We start from the raw sequence: 26,583 nt of genomic DNA on the forward strand, positions 1-26,583 counted from the left end.
CGCTCTTACGAATCCCGAATCCCCAATGCCCAATCCCGACACCTCAACCATGACCCCGCGCGAGATCGTGCAGGAGCTGGACCGCCACATCGTCGGCCAGCACGACGCCAAGCGCGCGGTGGCGATCGCGCTGCGCAACCGTTGGCGGCGCATGCAGCTGCCCGATGCGCTGCGCAACGAAGTGATGCCCAAGAACATCCTGATGATCGGCCCCACCGGCGTCGGCAAGACCGAGATCGCGCGGCGCCTGGCGACGCTGGCCAACGCGCCGTTCGTCAAGGTCGAGGCCACGCGCTTCACCGAGGTCGGCTACGTCGGCAAGGACGTGGAGCAGATCGTGCGCGACCTGGCCGACACCGCGGTCAAGCTGTACCGCGAGCAGGCCAAGGTGCGCGTGCGCACCCAGGCCGAGGAGCGCGCCGAGGACCGCATCCTCGACGCGCTGCTGCCGCGGCGCAGCGCCGGCATCGGCTTCGATCCGGAAGCCGCGCGCAACGAACCCTCGGCGCAGGACAACGACACCCGCAGCAAGTTCCGGCGCATGCTGCGCGCCGGCGAACTGGACGAGCGCGAGATCGAGCTGGACGTGGCGGTCAACGTCAGCATGGACATCATGACCCCGCCGGGCATGGAGGAAATGGGCCAGCAGCTGCGGCAGATGTTCTCCAACCTGGGCGGCAGCAAGTCGCAGTCGCGCAAGCTGACGATCAGGGCGGCGCGGCCGCTGCTGATCGAGGAAGAGGCCGGCAAGCTGGTCAACGAGGAAGACGTGCGCGCCGCGGCGATCGAGGCCTGCGAGCAGCACGGCATCGTGTTCATCGACGAGATCGACAAGGTCGCCAAGCGCGGCGAGGCCGGCTCGTCCGGCGGCGACGTGTCGCGCGAAGGCGTGCAGCGCGACCTGCTGCCGCTGGTCGAAGGCTCCAACGTCAGCACCAAGTACGGCACGGTCAAGACCGACCACATCCTGTTCATCGCTTCCGGCGCGTTCCACCTGGCCAAGCCCAGCGACCTGATCCCCGAGTTGCAGGGCCGTTTCCCGATCCGGGTCGAGCTGTCGGCGCTGTCCAAGGACGATTTCATCCGCATCCTCACCGAGCCGAAGGCGGCGCTGAGCAAGCAGTACGAAGCGCTGTTGCTGACCGAGGGGGTGACCCTGAGCTTCACCGACGATGCGATCGACCGCCTCGCCGAGATCGCGTTCCTGGTCAACGAGCGCCAGGAGAACATCGGCGCGCGGCGCCTGCACACGGTGCTCGAGCGCCTGCTCGACACGCTGAGCTTCGAGGCGCCGGACCGCGACGGGCAGAGCGTCGTCGTCGATGCCGCGTACGTGAACACGCACCTGGGCGAGCTGGTGCAGGATCCGGACCTGAGCCGCTACATCCTGTAGCCGCTGTGCCTGCTGCGCCGGCTTGCATGCCGATGCGCAGCAGGCGCGCCGATATCCTTGTGGGAGCGACTTCAGTCGCGACGAGGCGTTACCGGGAAAGCCCGTCGCGACTGAACTCGCTCCCACAGAACTTCCATGGAACCTGTAGGAGCGGCTTCGGCCGCGACCTGGCATTACCGGTGGAGCCCGGTCGCGGCTGAAGCCGCTCCTACAGGGTTCGCCAGTGGTGAACCCTGCTCAGTAGAGCGGCGTCCCCGCCTGGTACGCGGCCACGAATCCCTGCCAGTCCAGCTGCACCTGCGCGGCGTAGTCGAACGCGAACTGGCGCAGTTCCGACTTCAGCCCGCTCTTGCTGCTGGCCGCCGCGTCGATCTGCTTGTCGATGCTGTAGCTCACCACCGCCGGGTCGTAGTCCTGGTCGGACAGCGCATGCGCCGAGGCCAGCGCCTGGCCCAGGTAGGTGGCGGCGGTGGCCAGCTTGCCGGCGCTGCTCAGCGCGGTCGGGTCCAGGTCTTCCTGGAACGGCGATTTCTCGTGCACGTAGAACGGCACGCCGGCGACGCTGGCGTAGCCGATCAGCACGTCGGCATCCAGGGTCTGCGCCTTGGCGGTGCGCGCCACGCGCTCGCCTTCGTGGTTGTCGTAGCTGGAAGCAGGCATCTGCGACGGCGCGGCGACGGCGACCACGCTGGCCGCTTCCTGCTTCCATTCCAGGATCACGTCGTCGCCGGTCGCGCTGCTCGCGCCTTCGACCAGCACGTACAGGCGCTGGCGGCCGAGGCTGCCGGTGCCGGAGCCGAGCTTCTGGCGCACGTCCTTGATCGTGTAGTAACTCGACGCATAGCGCTTGGATGCCGCGATCGACGCCACATAGCCGTTCATCGCGTTGGCGACCGCCGCATAGGTGGCGCTGTCCACCGCGACCAGGTTGTCCAGATTCTGGAACGTGCGCTTGCCGCCGCTGACCGCGGTGTATTTGCCCAGCAGGCTACTGCGGCTCTTGCCGTCGGCGCTGTCGATGGCCTTGGCCACCACGCCGCTGGTGTTGCTCTTGCCGAGCTGGAAACTCTTCTCGGCATCGCTGCCCTTGAAGTCGCCGATCTTGTCCAGGTAGGCGCCGACCATGGTCTCGATCGCGCTGCCGATGTCGCTGTCGGACAGGCCGTTGTCGCGCCCGGCCAGGACCATGCTCGCCGCCAGCCGGCGCAGGTCCCACACGTACTGTCCGAGATGGCTCTCGTCGAAGTCGGCGACCTTGAACACCGCCTTGCCGCTGCTGTCGCGCGCGGCGTCGAAGTTGCCGAGGTGGGTGTCGCCGCCGAGCCAGGTGTAGCCGGTCTGCGGGCTGGTCCACAGCGAGGCCGGCAGGGTCTTCATGTCCTGGTAGAACAGATGGTCGGTGCCGCGGTAGAACGCGTAGGCGCTGCCGGCCATCGTCGCCATCTTGGTGTCCAGCTCGGCCTGCTGCGCCGCGTAGGGATGGTTGTAGTCGCGGATCTGCTGCACCACCCAGGCGTCGCGCTGGCTCGCGGCGGTGGCGCAGCCGGCGGTGGCGGCGAGGATCAGGCCGATCAGCAACAGGCGCGGCAGGCGGGTGGGCATCGCAGGTCTCCAGGCGCGGACAGGGCGACCAGTCGAGCATGCCGGCATTGCACGGCGATGAATCCCCAGGCGATGGATCTTCTAGAGATAGCGCAGCCAGGCCAGGTCGCGGCGCCGTGCCTTCAGCCGCGCGAACGCCGCCACCGGCCAGTACAGCGCCACGCCCAGCACCACGGCGATCGCCCACAGCGTCGCCACGCGGTCCACGCCGAACAGCGCGCCGTGGTTGGCGCCCCAGTACGCCAGCGCCGCCAGGTACAGCAGCTTCAGCACGTACAGGTGCAGCAGGTAGAAGAACATCGGCGCCGCGCCGATCGCGGCCAGCGGCGCCAGCGCCCGTGCCAGCCGCGGCTGCTCGTACAGGCGCAGCAGCAACAGGCCCACGCCCAGGGTCAGCAGCAGGAACAGCAGCGACGGCGGGTACTTGGTCAGGTTGAAGAAGCTCATCGCGGTGTGCGCCACGTCGGCCTGCTCGCGCCATGGCGCGTCGCCGTAGCCGTTGTGCCAGCGCAGCAGATGGAACAGCGCCAGCGCGCCGAACCCGCTGGCCAGCAGACGCTGCTGCCGTTGCGCCGGCGCGGTGCCGGCGCCGTACCAGGGGCCGGCCGCATAGCCCAGCGCGATCACCCCGATCCACGGCAGCAGCGGATACGAGGTGCGCAGGCGCAGTTCGCCCAGTTGCAGCCAACCACGGTCGTGCAGCACCGCCCAGGCCGCGGCCAGCGGACCGTCGCCGGGCACGTGCACGCCGTCGAGCAGGTTGTGCCCGGCCACCAGCGCCGCGCCGAGCAGCGCCAGCAGCGGCCGCGGCAGCCACAGCAAGGCGGCCAGCGCGAGCATGCTCAACCCGATCGCCCAGATCACCTGCAGGTACAGCACCTGCGGCGGGAAGGCGAAGGTCCAGGCGAAGTTGACCAGGGTCAGTTCCAGCACGATCAGGAACAGCCCGCGCTTGAGCAGGAACGCCGCCGCGGCCTTGCGGCCATGCGGTTGCCGCGCCGCGTACAGCCACGCCGACAGGCCGGTCAGGAACACGAACACCGGCGCGCACAGATGCGCCAGCAGGCGCGCCGCGAACAGCGCCGGCGCGGTGGTTTCCACGTCCACCGGATCGCCGATCTGGTGCTGCAGATAGAACGTCTCGCGCACGTGGTCGAGCAGCATCAGCGACATCACGGTGCCGCGCAGCAGGTCGATCGAGGCCAGGCGCGAGGAGGGCGGGGGAGAAGCGAGGGACGCGGAAGACATGCGCAGCGGTTCGTGCCAATATTGAAATAATATAACATTTCTTTTTGGGTGCTTCGCTCCATGCCGTCACGTTCGCCGCAGTCCCTGTCCTTCGTCGCCGCCTTGCTGGCCGGCCTGAGCGCCGGTCCGGCCGATGCCGACCCCGTCCTCGATGCGACGTCCGATCCTGCCGCCGGGTCCGAACCGGCCGAACTGGACACGGTGCGCGTGGTCGGGCGCCGCGACTCGGGCACCTACTACGCCGACGCCACCCAGGGCAGCAAGACCGGCCTGAGCCTGCGCCAGTTGCCGCAATCGGTGCGGGTGCTGCCGCGGCAGGCGATCGACGACCTCGGCGCGACGCGCCTGGACGGCACGCTGGACTACGTCGGCGGCATCTCGCGGCAGAACGGCTTCGGCGGGCTGTGGGACAACTTCGCGGTGCGCGGCCTGCCCGGCAACGAGAACACCGGCAGCGCGACCCTGCTCAACGGCCTGTCCGGCAACCGCGGCTACAACGCGCCGCGCGACACCGCCAACATCGAGGCGATCGAGTTCCTGAAAGGACCTGCCGCCGCGCTGTACGGCAGCAGCGAACCCGGCGGCACCCTCAACATCGTCACCAAGCTGCCGCAGTGGCGGCCGGCGACCGCGCTGGAACTGTCCGCCGGCAGCCACGACGCCTACCGCGTCGCGGCCGACAGCACCGGCCCGCTGGGCGACAGCGTCGCCTACCGGCTCAACCTCGCCGCCGAGGACCGGCGCAGCTTCCGCGATTTCGTGCACACCCGGCGCCGGTTCCTCGCGCCGGCGCTGACCTGGCGCCTGGGCGAGGCCACCACGCTGCAGTACAACGGCGAATGGCTGCGCCATCGCGCGCCGCTGGACCGCGGCGTGGTCGCGGTGCGCGGCGACCTGCGCGCGCTGCCGCGTTCGCGCTTCCTCGGCGAACCGGGCGACGGCGACGTGCAGGTCGAGAACCGCAATCACCAGCTGCTGCTGCAGCACGACTTCTCCGCGGCATGGAGCGGGCTGCTCGCCGCCTCGCGCCGCGACGGCACGCTGCGCGGCTATTCCACCGAACCCGGCGCGGTGCAGGCCGATGCGCGCACGCTGTGGCGGCAGCGGCGCTGGCGCGACTTCGCCTCGCACGACAGCGCGCTGCAGGCCGAGCTGCGCGGCCAGGCGCACAGCGGCGCCTGGCGCCACGATCTGCTGGTCGGCGCGGAAGGCTACGACTTCGTGCTCGACCAGCGCATGCTGCGGGTCCGCCCCAGCGCGGCCGCGCCGTACGCGCTGGACCTGTTCGCGCCGGTCTACGGGCAGGCGCCGCCGACGCCGCTGCCGTTCGTCGATACCCACGAACGCCAGCGCAACCTGGCGCTGTACCTGCAGGACGCGGTGGCGCTGAACGCGCAGTGGACGCTGCTGCTCGGCCTGCGCCACGACCGCTACCGGCAGACGCTGCACGACGCGCGCAGCGGCGGCCGCTACGCGCAGACCCCGGCCAGGACCACGCCGCGGATCGGGTTGAGCTATGCGCCGGGCGAGCATTGGTCGTGGTACCTCAATGCCGGGCGCTCGTTCCGCCCCAACAACGGCTCCGACGTCTGGTACGGCACCGGCACCAGCACCACGCCGGCGCCGGAGAGCGGCCGCGCGCTGGAGCTGGGCGGCAAGTGGCAGGCCAGCGACGGCCGCCTCGGCGGCACCCTGGCGCTGTACGAGATCGTCAAGGACAACGTGCTCACCGGCGATCCGCTCGATCCGGGCAACCAGATCGCCGCCGGCCGCGTGCGCAGCCGCGGCGCCGAGGCCGACGTTTCCGGCCAGTTGAGCGCGCACTGGCGGCTCAACGCCAGCGCCTCGTGGAACCGGGTGCAGGTGCTGCGCGACAACACGCTGCAGGTCGGCGGCAGCCTGATCAACGTGCCGAAGCTCAACGGCAGCGTGCTGGCGGTGCACGAGACGCCGCTGCGCGGCGGCGGCCTGCTCGGCCTCGGCGGCGGCATCACCCATACCGGCGCGCGGCTGGCCGAGGCCTACACCCAGGCGCAGGCCGACGCCGGCATCGCGCCGGCGCGGCTGCCGGCCTATACCGTGGCCAAGCTGCTGGCGTACTGGCGCATCGACGAGCGCCTGCGCGTGTCGCTGGACGTGGACAACGTGTTCGACCGCAGCTACTACACCAGCTCGGTCGCGGCCACGCCGTGGGTGGCGGTGGGCGCGGCGCGCACGGTCACCGCCGGCGTGCAGTACCGGTTCTGAGCCGGCCGCGCGGCGCCGCGTCAGTCCTCGCCGATGTCCTCGTTCCACACGTCCGGGTTGGCGGCGATGTAGCCGCCGAGCAGGTCGATGCATTCCTGGCTGTGCAGGTCGATCACCTCGACGCCATGCTCGCGCAGCCAGTCGATGCCGCCCTGGAAGGTCACCGACTCGCCGACCACCACGGTGCCGATGTTGAACTGCCGCACCAGGCCGCTGCAGTACCAGCACGGCGCCAGCGTGGTGACCATGATGGTGTCCTGGTAGCGGCGCTGGCGGCCGGCCTTGCGGAACGCATCGGTCTCGCCGTGCACCGACGGGTCGCCTTCCTGCACGCGGCGGTTGTGGCCGCAGCCGAGCAGGCGGCCGTCGTTGTGGTACAGCGCCGCGCCGATCGGGATGCCGCCCTCGGCCAGGCCCTGGCGGGCCTCGGCGATGGCGGTGTCGAGCAGGGCGCGGTAGTCGGGCGTGGCGATCATCGGATGCGTTCCGTAGCGGGAGAGCGCCATAGTGCGCATGGCGGCGCGGGCTGTCACCACCGCAAGCCGGGCGCGGCGCAGGGCGCCCGCGGCGGCGTCTTTGCGCGCGCCGGCCCGGGCGCGCCGCATCAGCGTTCCCGACGGCGCGCGCATGCGGCTTTACTTGCCGCGCAAATGGGGCTATGAACGCTCTACCCCCATCCCCCGCATCACCGGCTAGGCGCAGGCCTTGCCGCAGAGACGCTGTTGTCCGATTGCAGGAGACACGCGATGCGCACCACGATGTGGAAAGGGCTCGGCGGGCTGGCCGTGGCCGCGGCAGGGGTGGCGACCGGCGCGCAGGCGCAGGCCCAGGACCAGGAAAAGGCGCAGGGACTGCAATGGAGCGACGGCGCGGCCAGCGCCTCGCTCTACGGCACGCTGGACATCGGCTACGTCGGCCGCCGCGGCGGCAACGGCGCGGTCGCCGATATGGGCACCCAGAACGACCTGCAGAGCGCCGCCGGCTCCGACGGCAGCAATGTCGGCCTCAAGCTCGGCTACGACCTGGGCAACGGTACCCGCTTGATCGGCGAAGTCGAGGTCGGCGTCAATCTGACCGGGGACGAGGAGGCCGGCAGCGGCGGCGACACGTTCTACACCCGGCATGCCTGGCTGGGCGCGACCGGCGGCTGGGGGACGCTGCTCGGCGGCACCGTCGACGGCGGGCGCGCCGCGGTACTCAAGCAGTACGATCCGTTCAAGGGTCGCTCGGTCGCCAGCGCCGGTTCCCTGCAGGTGGTGGTCTCCCGGGCCAAGGACGCGATCGTCTACGTCACGCCCACCTGGCGCGGACTCAACGCCACCTTCGCCTATACGCCCAACCTGCTCGGCGTGAGCGACCGCGACAGCCGCAGTCCGCTGTACGCGGTGATCCTGGGCTACAGCAACGGACCGCTGAGCCTCGGCTACGACCACGAAGAGGAATGGTGGGAGGACGTGCCCGGGCTGACCCGGCTCAAGATCAATCTGTTCGGGGCCAGCTACGACGTCGGCCCGTTCAAGCTGTACGGGTTCTACGAACGCATCGACATCCAGCAGCCGTTCGACGTCGCCGCGCTCGGCTTCTACCACGAGCACAAGGGCTATCTGCTGGGCTTCACCGCGCCGATGGGCGCCAACGGCCTGTGGAAGGCGGCCTGGAGCCGGCGCGATTCGTCCTACGTGGACAACACCTGCAACAAGTGGGGCGTGGGCTACCAGCACGCGCTGTCGCCCAAGGCCTATCTCTACGCCGACTACGCGCGGATCGACAACGGCGCCGGCGGCACCTGCACGATCGCCTACAGCAACGAACAGACCTCGGCCGACCTCGGCCAGGGCGATGCGGGTGGCTACGGCATCGAGGGCCTGGATGTCGGCCTGGTGCTGAAGTTCTGAGCGCTGTCCGGCACGCAGCGCCTGGCGCCGTGCCCGGCCGCCGGCGGGTCGCATCGGCGGCCGGGTCGCGGCATGCGCCGGCCTGGGCGCCGGCCGGCGGCTCAGCGGCGGCTGCGACGCCGGCGGCAGACCACGACGGCGCCGGCAGTGCGATAATCCCGCCATGAGCGAATCCCCCTACAAGTCAGGCACCACCCATTTCGGCTTCCGCGACGTCGCCGCCAAGGACAAGCAGAAGCTGGTCGGCGAGGTCTTCACCTCGGTCGCCGGCAACTACGACCTGATGAACGACCTGATGAGCCTGGGCATCCACCGGGCCTGGAAGCGCTATTTCGTGGCCACCGCGCAGGTCAAGCCGGGCGACCGCGTGCTCGACCTGGCCGGCGGCACCGGCGACATCGCCGCGCTGCTGAAGGAGCGGGTCGGCGACGAGGGCGCGGTGGTGCTGGGCGACATCAACGCCGGCATGCTGTCGGTGGGCCGCGACCGGCTGACCAACCGCGGCCTGGTCGCGGGCCTGGACTACGTGCAGTGCAACGCCGAGGCGCTGCCGTTCCCGGACCAGAGCTTCGACCTGGTCACCATCGCCTTCGGCCTGCGCAACGTCACCGACAAGGACGCGGCGCTGCGCGAGATGTACCGGGTGCTGAAGGTCGGCGGGCAGGCGCGGGTGCTGGAGTTCTCCGAGGTCACCGCCGACTGGTTCAAGCCGATCTACGATTTCCATTCGTTCAAGATCCTGCCGCGGCTGGGCCAGCTGTTCGCCAAGGACGCCGACAGCTACCAGTACCTGGCCGAGAGCATCCGCAAGCATCCGCCGCAGGAGGCGCTGAAGGGCATGATGGCCGAGGCCGGCTTCGCCCGCAGCCACTACAAGAACCTGACCGGCGGCATCGTGGCGATCCATTCGGGCTACAAAATCTAGTCGAAGTGCCGGGATTGGGGATTCGGGATTCGCAACAGCAGCGCAGCACACGCTTTTACGAATCCCCAATCCCGAATCCCCAATCCCAGCCTTCAAGGTAAACTTCCGGTTTCCCCGAACCGGTGCTGTCCGCCATGCGTTCCCCGTTCCTGTTGCTGTCCCTGGCCGCGGTCATCGCGACCGGTTGTTCCCGCGAAGCGCCCACCGAGGCCGCCGCTCCCGCCGCCAAGCCCGCGCCCGCCGCCGCCGTGAAACCCGCCGACCGCAGCCACGACGAAAGCTCCTACGCCGAGCCGGGCAAGGTCGTGATCAAGGACCTGGCGCTGGACCTGAAGCTGGATTTCGACAGCAAGCAGATCGGCGGCACCGCCACCTATACGCTGGACTGGAAGGACAAGAACGCCAAGCAGCTGCTGCTGGACACGCGCGAGCTGACCATCGAGCAGGTGCAGGGCGACGACGGCAAGGGCAACCTGGCGCCGCTGCAGTACGCGCTGGCCCCGGCCGACAAGATCTACGGCAGCAAGCTGACCATCGAGGCGCCGAACCAGCCGCAGAAGGTCACCATCGCCTACCACACCGCGCCGACCGCCTCGGGCCTGCAGTGGCTGGAGCCGTCGATGACCGAGGGCAAGCAACTGCCCTTCATGTTCAGCCAGTCGCAGGCGATCCACGCGCGCAGCTGGGTGCCGCTGCAGGACACGCCGAGCGTGCGCTTCACCTACAGCGCGCACGTGACCTCGCGTCCGGACGTGATGGTGCTGATGAGCGCCGACAACGATCCGAAGGCGCCGCGCGACGGCGACTACACGTTCAAGATGCCGCAGCCGATTCCGTCCTACCTGCTGGCCATCGCCGCCGGCGACCTGGTGTTCAAGCCGATCTCCGAGCGCTCCGGCGTGTGGGCCGAGCCGGCCATGGCCGACAAGGCGGCCAAGGAGTTCGAGGACACCGAGAAGATGATCGTCGCCGCCGAGACGCTGTACGGCCCGTACCGCTGGGGCCGCTACGACATGCTGGTGCTGCCGCCGTCGTTCCCGTTCGGCGGCATGGAGAACCCGCGCCTGACCTTCGCCACCCCGACCGTGATCGTCGGCGACAAGTCGCTGGTGTCGCTGATCGCGCACGAGCTGGCGCACAGCTGGTCCGGCAACCTGGTGACCAATGCCAGCTGGAAGGACATCTGGCTCAACGAAGGCTTCACCACCTACGTGCAGGCGCGCATCACCGAGGCGCTGTACGGCGCCGAAGCGGCGGAGATGGAGCGCGAGATCGACCAGACCGACCTGCTCGCCGAGGTCAAGGACATGAGCCCGGCCGACCAGGCGCTGGCGCTGCCGGCGCTGACCGAGCGCGATCCGGACGACGCGCTGAGCCAGGTCGCCTACGTCAAGGGCGCCTGGTTCCTGCAGTTCCTGGAGCAGCGCTTCGGCCGCGCCACCTTCGATCCGTTCCTGCGCGGCTGGTTCGACGACCATGCGTTCCAGAGCGCCAACACCGACCAGTTCGTCGCCTACCTGAAGAAGAACCTGCTGGCCAAGAAGCCCGATGCGGTCAGCGAGCAGGAACTGCACGCATGGCTGGACGAGCCGGGCATCCCGGCCTTCGCGCAGAAGGCGCGTTCGCGCAACTTCGCGATGGTCGATACCGCGCGCATCGCCTGGGCCGGCAGCGGTACCCTGCCGGGCAAGCAGGTCACCGACGCCTGGAGCACGCAGGAGTGGACGCGCTTCCTCAGCGGCCTGGGCGCCACGCTGAAGCCCGAGCAGCTCAAGCAGCTCGATGCCGCCTACCATTTCACCGGCACCGCCAACGGCGAGATCGCCATGCGCTGGTATCCGCTGGCGATCCGCAGCGGCTATGTCGAGGCGCGCCCGGCCGCCGGCGAGTTCATCGCCCGCGTCGGCCGGCGCAAGCTGATCCTGCCGATCTACGCCGAGCTGGTGAAGACCCCGGACGGCCTGGCCTTCGCCAGGCAGGTCTTCGCCCAGGCCAAGCCCGGCTACCACCCGATCACCACGGTGTCGGTGGAAGACATGCTGGCCAAGGCCGACAAGGGCGCCGCCGCGCACTGAGGCGGCGCTGCGCGCAAACGCAGGCGTTGGATCGCGGCGCCGGGAGCAGTCCCGGCGCCGTTGTCTTTTGCGCAATGGCGACTGCCGCCGCGCAACGCCTGCGGCATGCCTGCCCGGGCGCAATGCGCTGGCGTGCAGGACTTGGCGCAAGCCGGGCCGCATGCGAAGGTAGGCGCATGGCACGTTTCCGCTTCCCGGCCCTTTCATGTTGCTGCTGACGTTGTTGCTGCTGGTGGCGTTCACCGTGCTGGCCGTGGTGCTGGTACTGCTGCTGGGCGGCCTGTGGCTGCTGCGCAGCAAGCCGTTCCTGCTGGTGCGCCTGGAAGGCCAGCGCCTGCGCCGGGGCAGCGGCCTGCAACGCCGCCACGCGCAGGTCGCCGGGCATCGCTGGACCTACCTGCACCGCGCCGCGGCCGATCCCGCCGCGCCGAGTCTGCTGCTGGTGCACGGCTTCACCGGCAGCAAGGAGAACTGGCTGCCGCTGGCGCGCGCGCTCGGCGATCGCTACCACCTGTTCATTCCCGATCTGCCCGGCTGGGCCGAGAGCCAGCGCATCGACGGGCAGGACTACGGCTTCGTCGCGCAGGCCGAGCGCGTGGCCGCGTTCGCCGCGCAGTGCGTGCGCGGTGCCGGCGGCGAATGCGTGCTGGTCGGGCATTCGATGGGCGGCGGCATCGCCGCGCTCGCCGCCGCGCGCCATCCCGAGCTGTTCGACCGGGTCGGCCTGCTCAACGCCGCCGGCGTGCGCTTCGCCGACAACGCCTTCGGCCAGGCGGTGCTGGACGGCGACAACCCGTTCGCGGTGCACGACGCCGACTCGCTGCGCCGCTACATCGACACCGTGTTCCTGCTGGAGCCGAGCAAGCCGCGCATCCCGTCCTGGGCGGTGCCGTCGGTCGTCGCCTGGCGCCGCAGCGAGGCCGGTTTCGAGCAGCAGGTGCTGGCGCGGATCGGACGCAGCGAGGAGGCCTTCCTGCCGTTCGAAGAGGCCGCGCGCATCCGCCAGCCGGCGCTGCTGCTGAACTGCCTGCAGGACATGGTGATCGATGCCAGCGCGCTGGCGCTGTATGCCGAGCGCGTGCCGCAGGCGCTGCAGGTGCTGCTCGACGGCAGCGGCCACATGTCCATCGTCGAGAAACCCGACGAGGTCGCGCAGGCGATCGAGCATCTGATCCAACGAGGAGTTCCCCGATGAAACGCATTCTGCTCGGCGCGCTGTGCGCCGTCGCCCTGGCCGGTTGCGGCGATCACGAGGCCGAGCGCAAGGCGCAGGCCGCGGCCGAGGCGCAGGCCAAGGCGCAGGCCGCCGACGACCTGGCCAAGCAATACGACGCCGCGGCGAAGTCCGGCAACTGGGACCTGGCGCGCATCCATGGCGCGGCGCTGCTGCAGCAGTACCCCGGCTCGGACGCGGCGGCGCGCATCGAGCCCGGCTATGGCGAGGTCAAGGCCAAGGGCGAGGCGGCGCGCGAGCTGCGGCGCATGCAGGCCGCCTGGGAGTATTCGCAGGTGCCGGCCGGCAAGGGCATGCAGCGCTCGGCGATGCTGTACAGCCGCGACAAGGTCGACGTGGACGGCAGCGGTCCCAAGCCGGTGCAGCTGGTGTTCCGCGACCACCCGGAGTGGAAGCGCAGCGCCTACCTGGTGCTGCAGGCCGGCGATTTCCGTTGCGCCGCCGGCTGCAAGGTGCAGCTCAAGGCCGACGATGCCGCGCCGCGCGCGGCCGCGGCCTGGCGCCCGAACACCGACGAGGCGATCGCGATGTTCATCAGCGACGACAAGGCGTTGTGGAAGCTGGCGCGCAAGACCACCGTGCTGCAGATCGAATTCCCGGTGAAGGCCGGCGGCACCCGTACCGCGGTGTTCGAGACCGGCGGCCTGGACGGATCAAAGATGCCGGGATGGGATTGAACGTGGCGGCACCCGGCGCGCGCCTGCGCCAGGTGCGGCACTGGGTGTTCGACATGGACGGCACGCTGACCCGCGCCGTGCACGATTTCGCGCTGATCCGCCGCGAGCTGCAGATTCCGGAACAGGCCGACATCCTGCAGCACCTGGCCGCGCTGCCGGCCGCGCAGGGCGCGGCCAAGCACGCCTGGCTGCTCGAGCACGAACGCGCGCTGGCCCTGGACGCCGTCGCCGCACCCGGCGCGCCGGCGCTGCTGCGCGCGCTGCACGCGGCCGGTTGCCGGCTGGCGCTGCTGACCCGCAATGCGCAGGAACTGGCGCGGCTGACCCTGCGCGAGATCGGGGTCGAGGACCTGTTCGAGGACGTCGCCATCCTTGGCCGCGACGAGGCGCCGCCCAAGCCGCATCCCGGCGGGCTGCAGCAGCTGGCCGCGCACTGGGGCGTGGCGCCGCAGTCGCTGGCGATGATCGGCGACCACGAATACGACCTGCAGTGCGGGCGCCACGCCGGCGCCACGACGGTGCTGCTGCATGCGGACAATCCGTGGCCGGGGCTGGCCGACCTGCACTTCGCCGATTGCGCCGCGCTGCTGGCGTGGTGGCAGCACGCGGCCGAATAGGGCGGCTTCTTTGTGGGAGGGACTTCAGTCCCGACGCTTTTTCGGTGAAGCCTCGTCGGGACTGGCGTCCCTTCCACAAAGAGCGAAAAGCGTGCCAGGCGCGGTCGTTGCCACCGCCATGTAGATCCGGCTTCCGGTGCCCAGGTGTCGCTTGGCGGATTGCCAATCTTTGCATCCTTCGCATTCGCCCTGTTATCGCCGTCGCAACAGGGGAGGCAAGAGCAAGAGCAAGAGCTTTCGCCTTGGGGCGAGTCACTTTTCTTTGCTTGCGCAAAGAAAAGTAACCAAAAGAAGCGCTTCACCGCAGCCGAAGGCTGGTCAAGCGCGCCCTGCCTACGCGCCCTCCGCGCTGCGCGCTCCGGGTCCGCGTCCATGACGGGGATTCGCGGAAGGGGCTTGTCCGCTTCGCGGCCAAGTCCGGGGCAGTCGCCTCGCCTCGCGGCGCCAGCCCGCCCGCCGGGCGAAGCAGTGCTTCGCCTTTTTCCGGCGAGCCCTGCCCCTGCCGCGAACGGCGCACATCCCTGTGCGCCGCCCCTTCGGGGTTTTTCCCGGCCTACTCGCCGCTACGCAAGGGAACCCGGAAAGTCCAAAGCAACAGCAGCCGCAGCCGCAGAAGCAAGAGCAGAAGCAAGAGCTTGCGCTGGAGAGCTTCATGCCTCGGGTGCAGCGGTTTGCCGCCCCGCACCGGCGATCTACGGCGCCGCATCTCCAGCAACGGCTGCGCGGTGTGACAGTGTCGAGACTTGAGTTCCTGCCGCAAGAAGCCTGGGCGCGTGCCGCCAGAGGCGTGCAGGCAGCGCGGCGAGGGATCGATCGGGTGCCCGTGCTGGCTTGCGCAAGGCACGCCGGTCGCGTCCGCCTGGCAACCCCTTCACTCCCGGTTGCGCCAACCGCGATACAAGCGAGTGGCACAAAGTGTCGCGTTGTCGATACAGCGCCATCGTCACGGACGGCCGCGCGGGTTCTGGCGCGACATCAGATGCCTGCTGCGCCTGCGATGGCGCACTGCAGCAGCGCGCTGGCACGTGGGTTGCTCTCTATTCCCCGATGTTTCCACATCCCGCCGCGCGGGCCGTCCGACGGCGAGCGCCACGGCTCTTCAACGAGGGGAGTAGAACGATGCACAGTCATCCATGTCGTACCCGTGCCTGGACGCTGCTCGCGCTGGCTACCGCGCTGGTGCTGGCAGGTTGCAAGAAGCAGGAAGAAACCGCCGCGCCGGCCGCGCCTGCCGCCGCGCAACAGCCGGCCCCGGCCGCGCCGGCCGCGGTGGCCGACACCGACAGCGAGTTCACCACCACCGCCAGCAACCCCGACAACTGGGGCGGCATCGGCCGCGACTTCGGCCTGACCCGGCACAGCCCGCTGGCCGAGATCAACCGCGACAACGTCAAGAACCTGAAGATGTCGTGGGAAATGAAGACCGACGCCACCCGCGGCCACGAAGGCCAGCCGCTGGTGATCGGCAGCATCATGTACATGGTCAGCGCGTATCCGAACAACGTGTTCGCGATCGACCTGGCGCAGGAAGACGGCGGCAAGGTGCTGTGGAAATACACCCCGCAGCAGGACGAGCGCTCGGTGGCGGTGGCGTGCTGCGACACGGTCAACCGCGGCGCCTCCTATGCCGACGGCAAGCTGGTGTTCGGCAGCCTCAGCGGCGACGTGATCGCGCTCGATGCCAAGACCGGCAAGGAAGTGTGGAAGCAGAAGCTCGCCTATCCCGAGAAGGGCGAGACCATCACCATGGCGCCGATCATCGCCGACGGCAAGGTCGTGGCCGGCATCAGCGGCAACGAGTTCGGCGTGCGCGGCCGCGTCGCCGCGTATGCGCTGGCCGACGGCAAGCAGGCCTGGTCGTGCGAAGCCACCGGCACCGACAAGGACATCTGCCTGGGTCCGGATTTCAACAAGGCCAATCCGCAGCACGGCCAGCTCGGCGACCTGGGCGTGAAGACCTTCCCGGAGGAAGGCTGGAAGCGCGGCGGCGGCGCGGCGTGGGGCTGGTACAGCTACGACCCGAAACTGAAGCTGGTCTACTACGGCACCGGCAATCCCGGCCTGTGGAGCCCGTCGTACCGCTGCGGCAAGACCACGCAGAAGGAATGCGATACCGGCGAATACGACAACAAGTGGTCGATGACCCTGTTCGCGCGCAAGATCGATACCGGCGAAGCAGTGTGGGGCTACCAGAAGACGCCGTTCGACCAGTGGGACTACGACGGCATCAACGAGCCGATCCTGGTCGACCTGACCATCGACGGCAAGCAGGTGCCGTCGGTGGTGCAGTTCGACCGCAACGGCTTCGCCTACGTGCTCGACCGCCGCGACGGTACCCTGCTGCGCGCGCACAAGTTCGTGCCGGCCAACTGGGCCGAGAGCATCGACATGAAGACCGGCCGCCCGATCAAGGTCGCCGCGCATTCGCCGCTGGAGCGCGGCAAGAAGGTCGAGGCGTTCCCGTCGGCGATGGGCGGCAAGGACCAGCAGCCGTGCTCGGTGGATCCGGCCAATTCGGCGGTGTTCTTCTGCGGCACCAACAACTGGCACATGGAGCTGGAACCGCAGGAGCGCGGCAACACCATGATGGGCCTGCCGTACGTGTTCGCCAACGTGATGATGAAGCCGAACGAACCCGGTGCGCTGGGCATCGTCAAGGCGTTCGACGTGGTCGAAGGCAAGTCCAAGTGGGAGATCAAGGAGAAGTTCCCGGTGTGGAGCGGCACCCTGGTCACCGACGGCGGGCTGGTGTTCTACGGCACGCTCGACGGCTGGTTCCGCGCGGTCGACAAGGACACCGGCAAGAAGCTGTGGGAGACCAAGCTGCCGTCGGGCATCATCGGCAACCCGATCGCCTACAAGGCCAACGGCCACCAGTACGTGGCGGTGTTCTCCGGCATCGGCGGCTGGATCGGCCTGCCGGTCGCCGGCGGCCTGGATCCGGGCGATCCGTACGGCGCGTTGGGTGCGGCCGGGCTGGCCTTCAGCAACGGCTTCGACAAGATCCCGTTGGGCGGCATGGTGCATACCTTCCGCATCGACGGCACCGGCAAGACCGTCACCGCCAGCGCGACCGCCACGGCGGCGGCGGGTGGCGCACCGGCCGCCGCGGCCAAGACCGCGCGATGAGCCGGCGGCGCCGCGCCCAGGTTGCGGACGCGCGTCGGCAGACGCGCGTTTCGCGGCGCCTGTACCTGGGCGCGCGCGCCGTGTTGCTGCTTTGCAGCCTCGGACTCGTCGCCGCAGGTTGCACGCGCGAGCCGTCGTCCGCGACGGCTCGCGCTCCTGAGGCCGCTTCCACCGCGGCCGCCAAGCCAGTTGCGGGCACGCCCGCTCCCGCACTCGCCGCCGATGCGGCGGTGCTGCGGGTCTGCGCCGATCCGGGCAACATGCCGTTGTCCAATCGCGCCGGCGAAGGCTTCCAGAACAAGATCGCGCAGGTCCTCGCCGAGGCGATGGGCCGGCGCCTGGAATACGAATGGCGCACCTACTACCAACGTGGGTTGGCGCGCAGCACGATCAACGCCGGGCGCTGCGACGTGCTGATGGACATGAACAGCGATTTCGAGATGGGCCTGCCCACCCGCCCGCTGTACCGCTCCACCTATGTGCTGGTGACCCGCAAGGGCCTGGCGCTGCGGCCGGCGTCGCTGGACGATCCGGCGCTGAAGAAACTGAAGATCGGCGTGTTCCAGAGTTCGCCGGCGCGGCAGGCGCTGTTCGACCACGGCGTGTCCGGCGACGTGCAGTACCTGTTCTACGACTCGGCGACCTCGCCGCAGGACCACCCGGGCAAGCTGGCCGAACGCGTCGCCGGCGGCCAGCTCGATGCCGCCGAATCCTGGGGCCCGGTCGCCGGCTACTACGCCGCGCGCGGCGGCCTGGGCGTGGTGCCGCTGAACGTCATCGACGACGAAGTGCTGGAGTATTCGATGGCATGGGCGGTGTCGCGCAAGAACGCCGCGCTGCGCGATGCGCTGGACGCGGCGATGCAGCGCAATGCCGGCAAGATCGGCGCGATCCTGCGCGAGTACCACGTGCCGCTGGTGGCCTGCGCCGACTGCATCGTCGACGGCGATCTGCGTTCGCACGGCAGCTACGCCGCGCCGGCCGACGATGCCACCACGCCGAGCGCGCAGGCGTCGTCGGAGATGCTGGCGCAACTGCAGCTGCGCATCGCCGGCGGCGCCGATCCCAACCAGGAGCTGGCGCATGCGCTGGATGCCGGCGACGGCGTGCGCGTGGCCTGGCTGCTGCGCCACGGCGCCAGCGCCGACCGGCCCAACCTGCTCGGCGAACCGCCGCTGCACCAGGCGATCCGCAACCAGGCGCCGCTGCTGGTCGGCGAGTTGCTGGCGGCCGGCGCCAACGCCGACAGCCGCGACGGCAACGGCTGGACGCCGCTGATGAAGGCGGCCTGGGGCAACGACGCGCAGAGCCTCAAGCAACTGCTGGCGCGCCGGGCCAAGGTCGACACGGTGTCCAAGGACGGCTGGACCGCGCTGGACCTGGCGATCTCCTACGCCGATGTCGATCTGGTGCAGGCGTTGCTCGGCGCCGGCGCCGACGTGCGCCGCAGCAATCCGGCCGGCTTCACCCCGGTGATGTTCGCGGTGGCGCGCAACGATCCGAAGATGCTCGACGCGCTGCTGGCGCGCGGCGCCGAGGCCGACCGGCCCAACCGCGCCGGCGTGACCCCGCTGATGCTGGCCGCCGCCGCCGGCCGCGAGGACGCCACCCGCCGCCTGCTCGCCGCCGGCGCCAACGCCGGCACCCGCGACGCCGACGGCAAGACCCCGGCGGCGCTGGCGCGGCAGCGCGGCGATGCGCCGCTGGCGCAACTGCTGACGGAGGCCGAACGCCGACGCACGCAATGACCGCCGTTCCCGTCCTGCGCATGCCGCGTCCGCGGCATGCATGTCCCCACAGACCGTCCCGTAAAGGTTCTTCTCCATGCGCAATGCCGTCGTCCGTTCCTGCGTCGTCCCGAAACTGCTGCACCTGTCCCTGCTCGCGTTGACCCTGGCCCTGGCCGCCTGCGGCAAGGAGGCGCCGCCTGCCGCGCCCGCTGCCGCTCCAGCGCCCGCTGCGGCCGCACCCGCCGCACCCGCACCCGCACCCGCACCCGGCGCCGCGCCGGCGGCTGCACCGGCCGCCGCTGCCGCGACCCCGCCGCCGGCCGCGGTCACTCCGATTCCGAAAGGCCCGCCGGTGAAGGTGACCCCGGAGCTCGCCGCCGAAGGCAAGAAGATCTTCCTGTCGGCCGGCTGCAGCGCCTGCCACGGCGGCACCGGCGGCGGCGGCATGTGCCCGCCGCTGACCAACGACATCTGGGTCTACGGCCACGACGACGACACGCTGCGCGCCTTGATCAGCGAAGGCACCGCCGGCATGACCGCGCACGGCAAGGTCCGCATCGGCCACGAGAAGGTGGTGGGGCAGATGCCGCCGTTCGCGCCGGTGCTCAAGGACGGCGACACCGAGAAGCTGCTGGCCTTCATCCATTCGATCAACAAGACCGCGGGTGCGGCTCCATGACACAAGCGGCACGGCGCATGCTGGGAGTCGCCGCGCTGGCGCTGCTGCTGGCCGCCGCGGCCTGCCAGCGCGCGCCGGCGCCTGCCGGCAGCGCGGACACGGCGGCGCTCGCCAAGCCGCCCGCCGCGCCGGCGCAGTTGGCCTATGTTCCCAACCAGCGCGACGGCACCATCTCGGTGATCGACACCGGCACCGACGCGGTGCTGCGCACGCTGTCCGCGCAGGGCCAGCTCGGCAAGCGCCTGCAGCAGATCCTGCCCGGACCGTCCGGGCATCTGTACGTGATCGACGCGCAGGGCCACCGGCTGCTGGAACTGGATACGGTGCAGGACAAGGTGCTGCGCAGCGTGGACATCGGCGAGAACGCCGAGGGCGTCGCCGCCTCGCCCGATGGCCGCCAGTTCGCGGTGTGCGTGGAAGGGCAGAACCAGGTGATGCTGATCGATCCGGCCAGCTTCGCGATCGGCGCGCGCATCGCCACCCAGGGGCAGGCGCCGGAGCATTGCGTGTACAGCCCCGACGGCGCGCTGCTGCTGACCAGCAACGAAGGCTCCGACGACCTGGACGTGATCGACCTGAAGGCGGGCAAATCCAGCGGCGTCATCGCCACCAGCGGCCATCCGCGCGGCATGGCCTTCGCCCCGGACGGCAACACCGTGTACGTGGCGCAGGAGGCGGCCAGCGTGGTCGACGTGATCGACCTGGTCGCGCGCCGGCGCGTGGCCAGCATCCCGGCCGGGCAGCGCACCGCCGGCATCGCCATCTCGCGCGACGGCAGCCGCGTCTACGCCTCCAACGGCGGCGCCGGCACGGTCAGCGTGATCGATCCTGCGGCGCGCAGCACGCTGGCCGAGATCGCGGTCGGGCAGCGCCCGTGGAATCCGGCGCTCAGCGCCGACGGCAAGAAGCTGTACGTGGCCAACGGCCGCTCCAACAGCGTGAGCGTCATCGACACGACGACGATGAAGGAGGTCAAGCAGATCGCAGTGGGCGACATGCCCTGGGGTGTGGTCATCGCGCAATGAGGCGAGGAACGCATGCGGCACGGCGACACGATGCGGGGAGAGGTGAATGAAGACGCGAGCCGCGGTGGCCTGGGCGGCGAACCAACCGCTGGCCATCGAGGAAGTGGACCTGCAACCGCCCAAGGCCGGCGAGGTGCTGGTGCGCCTGGTCGCCAGCGGCGTCTGCCACAGCGACGCCAGCACCCTGTCCGGCGCCGATCCCGATGCCGCGTTCCCGGTGATCCTGGGCCAGGAAGGCGCCGGCGTGGTCGAGGAGGTCGGCATCGGCGTGAGCAGCGTGCGCCCCGGCGACCACGTGATCCCGCTGTACATGCCCGAATGCGGCGTGTGCAAGTTCTGCCGCTCCGGGCGCACCAACCTGTGCCAGGCGATCCGCGCCAGCCAGGACCGCGGGCTGATGCCCGACGGCAGCAGCCGCTTCTCGCTGCGCGGGCGGCCGATCCTGCACTACATGGGCACCAGCACCTTCGCCGAGTACACGGTGCTGCCGGAGATCGCGGTGGCCAAGATCCATCCGTCCGCGCCGCTGGACAAGGTCTGCCTGCTCGGCTGCACGGTCACCACCGGCATCGGTGCGGTGCTCAACACCGCGCGGGTGCGGCCCGGCGACAGCGTGGCGGTGTTCGGGCTCGGCGGCATCGGCCTGTCGGTGGTGCAGGGCGCGGTGATGGCGCGCGCCGGGCGCATCATCGTGGTCGACATCAACCGCGACAAGTTCGAACTGGCGCGCGCGCTGGGCGCCACCGATTGCCTGGACCCGAAGGACTTCGGCGCGCCGGTGCAGCAGGTGATCGTCGATCTCACCGACGGCGGCGCCGACCACAGCTTCGAATGCGTCGGCGACGTGCGCGCGATGCGCGCGGCGCTGGAGTGCTGCCACAAGGGCTGGGGCGAGAGCATCATCCTCGGCGTGGCGCCGAGCGCGCAGGAGATCAGCACGCGGCCGCTGCAACTGGTCACCGGCCGCGCCTGGCGCGGCAGCGCGTTCGGCGGGGTCAAGGGCCGCAGCGAACTGCCGGCCTACGCCGAGCGCTACCTCGCCGGCGAGATCCGCATCGACGAACTGATCAGCGAGACGCTGCCGCTGCAGGACATCAACCGCGCCTTCGATGCGATCCGCGCGGGTCGGGGCATCAAGTCGGTCGTACTGTATTGAACGGAAGGAGCAGGCATGCCGAGTAACAAAGGACGCGTTTCCCCGCAGGCGAGCGCGCTGGCGCTGGCCATCGCCGGCGTCGTGGGCCTGGCCGCCGCGCCGGCCGCCGCGCAGACCACGGTCAATGCCGGCGATGCGCAGATCACCGCGCTGGACCGGGTCGAGGTCACCGCCACGCCGATTCCCGGCACCCTGATCGATGCCGACCACCTGCCGTACACGGTGCAGATCGCCAACGCCGACGACATCGCGCGCAGCCAGGCCGGCAACCTCACCGATTTCCTGCTGCGGCAGATGAACGGCGTGGACACCAACGAAGTGCAGGGCAGCCCGTTCCAGACCGATCTCACCTTCCGCGGCTTCCGCGCCTCGGCGCTGCCCGGCGCCTCGCAGGGCGTGTCGGTGTACCTGGACGGGGTGCGCATGAACGAGCCGTTCGCCGACATCGTCAGCTGGGACATGATGCCGGAGGCGGCGATCCGCAGCGTCGCGCTGATGCCCGGCTCCAACCCCTTGTTCGGCCCCAACACGCTCGGCGGCGCGCTGGCGTTCACCACCCAGTCGGGCCTGACCGCGCCGGGCCTGCGCGCCGACCTGTCGTTCGGCAGCGGCGCGCGCAAGCGCCTGGACGCGTCCTACGGCTATGCCGGGCGCGACGGCCTGCATGCCTTCGTCGCGGTCACCGGCTTCGACGAGGACGGCTGGCGCGACGCGTCCGAGGGCCGCCTCGGCACCGTGTTCGCGAAGGCCGGGCGGCAGGGCGACAGCACCGACTGGGACGTGTCGCTGCTGCACGGGCGCAGCCGCCTGATCGGCAACGGCCTGCTGCCCGGCGCCCGCTACACCGACGACGGCATCGAACCCGGCCTGTACGAGGCCGACCGCGACGCGGTCTATACCTCACCGGACCTGACCCGCAACCGCAACACCCTGCTGACCGGGCAACTGGACCATCGCTTCGACGCCGACACCGCATTGCACCTGCTGGCCTATTACCGCGAAGGCCGCCGCGACACGGTCAACGGCGACATCAACGAGGACTACGAGGCATTCGTCGACGATTGCGCCGACGGCTATGCCGCCGACGGCACGCCGCTGGACGACGAGTGCACGGTGTCGCGCGCCGACGCCGACGCGCTGCACAGCGGCGTGCTCAATACCACGCAGATGCGCCAGTCCGCCGCCGGCGTGGCGCTGAACCTCAGCCACCAGGCCGGCGCGCATGCGCTCAGCCTGGGCGCCACCTACGACCGCAACCGGGTGCGCTACCGGCAGTACGAACAGGAGGGCTTCGTGGAGGGCGACCGTTCCGTCGTGGCCGATCCCGACGAGGAGCGCGAATTCTTTTCCGGGGTCAGCGGCCGCAGCAGCACGCTGGGCGTGTTCGCCGCCGATACCTGGGAGGTGAGCGAGGCCACCCACGTGACCGGCGCGCTGCGCTGGAACCGGGTCGAGGTCAGCAACGTGCTGTCCACCGCCGAGGACGGCGCGCTGCCGCGCGAGCGCTTCGTGTTCGCCAAGGCCAACCCGTCGCTGGGCATCACCCAGCGCCTGGGCGGCGGCTTCACCGCCTTCGCCTCGGCCTCGCAGAACAGCCGCGCGCCGACCGCGATCGAACTGGGCTGCGCCGATCCGGAGCAGCCGTGCCGGCTGCCGACCGGGCTGCAGGCCGACCCGCGCCTGGAGCAGATCGTCTCGCGCACCTACGAGGTCGGGGTGCGCTGGAACCCGTCGCCGGAGCAGGCCTTCAACGCCTCGCTGTACCGGGCCGACAACCGCGACGACATCCTGTTCCTACGCGCGCCCAACACCCAATTGGGCTACTTCGACAACGTCGACCGCACCCGCTACCAGGGCGCGGACCTGAGCTGGCGCGCCAGCCACGGCGCGCTGCGCTGGTTCGCCGGCTACAGCTACCTGGACGCCACCTACCGCAGCGACGGCGAACTGCTGTCCGGCGAACGCACCATCGCCCTGCATCCGGGCATGCGCATCGCCGGCCTGCCGCGCAACACGCTGAAGCTGGGCCTGGAGTGGCAGGCGCTGGCGCAGCTGGCGCTGGGCGCGGACCTGCGCGCGTTCTCGCGGCGCGTGGCCAGCGGCAACGAGGACGGCCTGGTCGAGGATCCGGAAGCAGGCGAGGAGCCGCAGCGCCACGACCTGTCCACCGGCGGCTACGCGCTGATCGACGTGCACGGCACCTGGCAGATCGCCGAGGGCCTGTCGCTGTACCTGCGCATCAACAACCTGTTCGACCGCCGCTACGAGACCTATGCGGCGATCGCCGAGGACCTGTTCCCCGACGGCGCGCTGGCGCGCCCGCAGGACGCCGCGGTCGAGGACGGCCCCTCGCGCTTCGTCGCCCCCGGCGCGCCACGGCAGTACCAGGTCGGTTTGCGCTGGCGCTTCTAGCCGGGCCGGCGATCGTGCGCGGCGCCGCGCCACCAATTCCAGGCGGATGCTTTTTGCAGGAGGCTTCAGCCGCGACATCGAAGCGGCAGGGTGTCAGGCTTCGGCGGCAGTCGGGACTGAAGTCCCTCCCACAAAAGCCGTGCAGATCGCCGTCGACGTGGCCGTTGTGTCGAACACGAGAGCGGATCCGCCGCTCAGGCAGTGGCATGCCGGGCCAAGGCGTGTTGTGGAAGCGACTTCAGTCGCGACGCCGAAGCCGAGATGTCTCCGGCTTCGGTGTCGCGGCTGAAGCCGCTCCTACAGGGAGGTGGCGTATGCCAGGAGATGGCGTATGCCAGGAAAGGGCGTACAGGGAGAGGGCGTACAGGGAGAGGGCGCGATCGACCGGCGCCGCGTCCGCGCTCAGGCCGTCGCCAACCCATGCTTGCGCAGCTTGCGGTACAGGGTGTTGCGGCTGATGCCGAGCGCGTCGGCGGTGCGGCTGACGTTCCAGCGGTGGCGTTCGAGCTGCTGCTGCAGCACGCTGCGCTCCGCGCTGTCCAGGGCCACGCGCCCGGGCATGTCGTCGGCGGCGACCGCGTCGCCGTTGACCAGGCACGGGCCGCTGTCGGCATCGACGATCTCCTGCGGCAGGTTGGAGATGCGGATCGTGCCGTCGGCGCACAGCACCGCGGCGGTGCGCAGCACGTTGCGCAGCTGCCGCAGGTTGCCCGGCCAGGCGTAGCTGAGCAGCTTGTGCAGCGCGTCCTCGCTGATGCGCACGTGCTGCTCGCCGCTCTCCTCGCGCAGCAGGGTGCGGATCAGTTCGGCCTTGTCGCTGCGCTCGCGCAGCGGCGGCAGGTGCAGCACCACGCCGTTGAGGCGGTAGTACAGGTCCTCGCGGAATTCGCCGGCGGCCACCATCTGCCCCAGGTCGCGGTGGCTGGCGCTGATCACGTGCAGTTCCAGCGGCATCGCCCGGTCGCTGCCCAGCGGGGTCACGCTCTGTTCCTCCAGCACGCGCAGCAGGCGCGTCTGCAACGGCAGCGGCATGTCGCCGATCTCGTCCAGGAACAGGGTGCCGCCGCTGGCCTGCAGCAGCTTGCCGTGGCGGCCCTCGCGCGCGGCATCGGTGAAGGCGCCGCGGGCGTAGCCGAACAGCTCGCTCTCGATCAAGGCTTCCGGGATCGCCGCGCAGTTCACCGCCACGAACGGCCGCGCCGCCCACGGCGAGCCGCGGTGCACCGCCTTGGCGAATTCCTCCTTGCCGGTGCCGGTGGCGCCGCACAGCAGGATCGACACGCGGTGCGCGGCCAGCTTCAGCGCGTTGTCCAGGTTGTGGCGCATGCGCGGATCGGAACCGACGTGTTCGCGCGCGTACGCGGCTTCGCCGCTGTCAGCGCTGGCGGCGCGCGCGCGGCCGTCGGCGCCGCTGTGCCGCGGCGGCTGCGCCAGGGCGAAGAAACGGCGCCCGTGGCAGGCGCAGCGGATCGACCACAGCGTGCTGGCGTCGTTGCGCGCGCGCTGCTCCACCGTGTCGAAGTCCAGCTGCATCACCTGCGAGATGTCGCGCCCGACCAGCAGGCTGCGGTCGGCCTTGCCGAGCTGTTCCAGCGCCGCCTCGTTGACCGCGAGCACGCGGCCGTCGCCGCCGATCGCCATCAGCGCCTCGTGCAGCAGGCCGGCGAACTCGGGGCGGCTGTGGAAACGCAGGATCCATGCGTGCCGGTACTGCTCCAGGAAATACGAACGCGCGATCTGCGCCGCCGACATGCGCACCAGCGCGCTGGTGTGGCGCTGCACCAGCTTGGTGTCGCGCGCGTCCGGGGTGGAGGCGTCCAGCACCGCCAGCAGTTGCCCGTGCGGGTCCAGGATCGGCGCGCCGCTGCACGACAGCGGCAGGTGCCGGACCAGGTAGTGCTCGCCGCGGTGCACGCCGAGCGCGCTGCGCTCCACCGCGCAGGTGCCGATGCCGTTGGTGCCCTGGTAGCGCTCGGCCCAGCTGGCGCCGCAGAACAGCCCGGTCTCGCGGAACTCGCGCAGCAGCGCCGGGTCCTGCACGCTGTGCAGCAAGGTCGCCTCGGCGTCGGCGAACACCACCGCATAGCCGCCGCCGGCGATCTGCTCGTAGAGGTTCTCCATCTCCACCTTGGCGATGCGCAGCACCTCTTCCAGCCGCTGCTGGCGCTCGCGCAGGCCGCTGCCGTCGTGGACCATCGGCGACGGCGTGGTCTCCGGGGTCAGCCCGTACTCGTTCAGGCAGCGCTGCCACGAGCGCGCCAGCGCCGGCGGCAGCGGTTCGATCTGGCGGAAATGGCGCATCCGCGCCAGCAACGCGGATTCGGCCTCGGCGGCGGACGACGCTCCGGTCGTGGCCTGGGAGAGGTTGGCGACAGTCAACTCCGACACGTGCGCATCCTCGGTCCCACCCGGGACCAGGCGGCCAGTGACGCACAAACCGGGCCTTGGCTCAAACCGCAGTGCAGCAAAAGTCGGGATTGGGGAGTCGGGATTGGGGATTGGCAAGAGCGGCTTGCCTGCGGCGGATCCCTTTCCGCGC

18 protein-coding genes are annotated in these 26,583 nt (G+C 70.3%); 14 read left to right on the top strand and 4 right to left on the bottom strand.

The features are described 5' to 3' along the window. Positions 1–25 precede the first annotated feature (25 nt). Complete coding sequence (hslU, locus tag AB3X10_RS03740) at positions 26–1,393, top strand: ATP-dependent protease ATPase subunit HslU (RefSeq protein ID WP_369979185.1); 1,368 nt, start codon at positions 26–28, stop codon at positions 1,391–1,393. A gap of 237 nt (positions 1,394–1,630) precedes the next feature. Here the strand turns inward: hslU and AB3X10_RS03745 are convergent, their stop codons facing one another. Together AB3X10_RS03745 and AB3X10_RS03750 are read right to left on the bottom strand one after the other, a co-directional pair. After that, the gene (locus tag AB3X10_RS03745) at positions 1,631–2,995 is read right to left on the bottom strand and encodes a DUF2252 domain-containing protein (RefSeq protein WP_369979187.1); all 1,365 of its coding nucleotides are present in this window, start codon (positions 2,993–2,995) and stop codon (positions 1,631–1,633) included. An 81-nt stretch (positions 2,996–3,076) separates the two neighbouring features. Beyond that, positions 3,077–4,243, bottom strand: a complete 1,167-nt coding sequence (locus tag AB3X10_RS03750) for a DUF1624 domain-containing protein (RefSeq protein ID WP_369979189.1) — start codon at positions 4,241–4,243, stop codon at positions 3,077–3,079. 60 nt (positions 4,244–4,303) lie between these two features. Here AB3X10_RS03750 and AB3X10_RS03755 point away from each other — a divergent pair, with 60 nt between their 5' ends. Beyond that, positions 4,304–6,490: a TonB-dependent siderophore receptor gene (locus AB3X10_RS03755; protein ID WP_369979191.1), complete on the top strand. Its 2,187-nt coding sequence runs from the start codon at positions 4,304–4,306 to the stop codon at positions 6,488–6,490. 20 nt (positions 6,491–6,510) lie between these two features. Here AB3X10_RS03755 and AB3X10_RS03760 read toward each other — a convergent pair whose 3' ends face one another. After that, on the bottom strand, positions 6,511–6,966 hold the full coding sequence (locus AB3X10_RS03760) for a nucleoside deaminase (RefSeq protein WP_369979193.1): 456 nt from the start codon (positions 6,964–6,966) through the stop codon (positions 6,511–6,513). Between the two features lie 270 nt (positions 6,967–7,236). On the opposite strand from AB3X10_RS03760, the gene AB3X10_RS03765 reads away from it, so the two are divergent. From AB3X10_RS03765 to AB3X10_RS03820, 12 genes are all read left to right on the top strand, one after another. Continuing rightward, complete coding sequence (locus tag AB3X10_RS03765) at positions 7,237–8,385, top strand: porin (protein ID WP_369979195.1); 1,149 nt, start codon at positions 7,237–7,239, stop codon at positions 8,383–8,385. Between the two features lie 163 nt (positions 8,386–8,548). Further along, a complete protein-coding gene (gene ubiE / locus AB3X10_RS03770; protein ID WP_369979197.1) occupies positions 8,549–9,310 on the top strand; it encodes a bifunctional demethylmenaquinone methyltransferase/2-methoxy-6-polyprenyl-1,4-benzoquinol methylase UbiE in 762 nt (253 codons plus the stop codon). 134 nt (positions 9,311–9,444) lie between these two features. After that, on the top strand, positions 9,445–11,385 hold the full coding sequence (locus AB3X10_RS03775) for a M1 family metallopeptidase (RefSeq protein ID WP_369979199.1): 1,941 nt from the start codon (positions 9,445–9,447) through the stop codon (positions 11,383–11,385). Between the two features lie 205 nt (positions 11,386–11,590). Beyond that, positions 11,591–12,580, top strand: a complete 990-nt coding sequence (locus AB3X10_RS03780) for an alpha/beta fold hydrolase (protein WP_369979201.1) — start codon at positions 11,591–11,593, stop codon at positions 12,578–12,580. Beyond that, entirely contained in the window at positions 12,577–13,296 is a 720-nt protein-coding gene (locus AB3X10_RS03785) for a hypothetical protein (protein WP_369979203.1), read from the top strand. The genes AB3X10_RS03780 and AB3X10_RS03785 overlap by 4 nt, the downstream gene beginning before the upstream one ends. Then, positions 13,287–13,913 (top strand): HAD family hydrolase, encoded by a 627-nt coding sequence (locus AB3X10_RS03790; RefSeq protein WP_369979205.1) that lies wholly within the window; start codon positions 13,287–13,289, stop codon positions 13,911–13,913. Before AB3X10_RS03785 ends, AB3X10_RS03790 begins: the two co-directional genes overlap by 10 nt. A gap of 1,119 nt (positions 13,914–15,032) precedes the next feature. Continuing rightward, complete coding sequence (locus AB3X10_RS03795) at positions 15,033–17,042, top strand: methanol/ethanol family PQQ-dependent dehydrogenase (protein ID WP_369979206.1); 2,010 nt, start codon at positions 15,033–15,035, stop codon at positions 17,040–17,042. Next, entirely contained in the window at positions 17,039–18,790 is a 1,752-nt protein-coding gene (locus tag AB3X10_RS03800; protein ID WP_369979208.1) for a quinoprotein dehydrogenase-associated putative ABC transporter substrate-binding protein, read from the top strand. Before AB3X10_RS03795 ends, AB3X10_RS03800 begins: the two co-directional genes overlap by 4 nt. 76 nt (positions 18,791–18,866) lie before the next feature. Then, complete coding sequence (locus AB3X10_RS03805; protein WP_369979210.1) at positions 18,867–19,451, top strand: c-type cytochrome; 585 nt, start codon at positions 18,867–18,869, stop codon at positions 19,449–19,451. Further along, entirely contained in the window at positions 19,448–20,476 is a 1,029-nt protein-coding gene (locus AB3X10_RS03810; RefSeq protein WP_369979212.1) for a beta-propeller fold lactonase family protein, read from the top strand. Before AB3X10_RS03805 ends, AB3X10_RS03810 begins: the two co-directional genes overlap by 4 nt. 46 nt (positions 20,477–20,522) lie before the next feature. Further along, positions 20,523–21,632 carry an S-(hydroxymethyl)glutathione dehydrogenase/class III alcohol dehydrogenase gene (locus AB3X10_RS03815; RefSeq protein WP_145703057.1) on the top strand — a complete coding sequence of 370 codons (1,110 nt, stop codon included), beginning with the start codon at positions 20,523–20,525 and terminating at the stop codon, positions 21,630–21,632. 15 nt (positions 21,633–21,647) lie between these two features. Further along, on the top strand, positions 21,648–24,044 hold the full coding sequence (locus AB3X10_RS03820; RefSeq protein ID WP_369979214.1) for a TonB-dependent receptor: 2,397 nt from the start codon (positions 21,648–21,650) through the stop codon (positions 24,042–24,044). Positions 24,045–24,446: 402 nt separating this feature from the next. Here AB3X10_RS03820 and AB3X10_RS03825 read toward each other — a convergent pair whose 3' ends face one another. Then, positions 24,447–26,432, bottom strand: a complete 1,986-nt coding sequence (locus AB3X10_RS03825) for a sigma-54-dependent Fis family transcriptional regulator (RefSeq protein ID WP_369979216.1) — start codon at positions 26,430–26,432, stop codon at positions 24,447–24,449. Positions 26,433–26,583: the final 151 nt, after the last annotated feature.

This window comes from Xanthomonas sp. DAR 80977, from assembly GCF_041240605.1.
Taxonomy (GTDB): domain Bacteria; phylum Pseudomonadota; class Gammaproteobacteria; order Xanthomonadales; family Xanthomonadaceae; genus Xanthomonas_A; species Xanthomonas_A bundabergensis.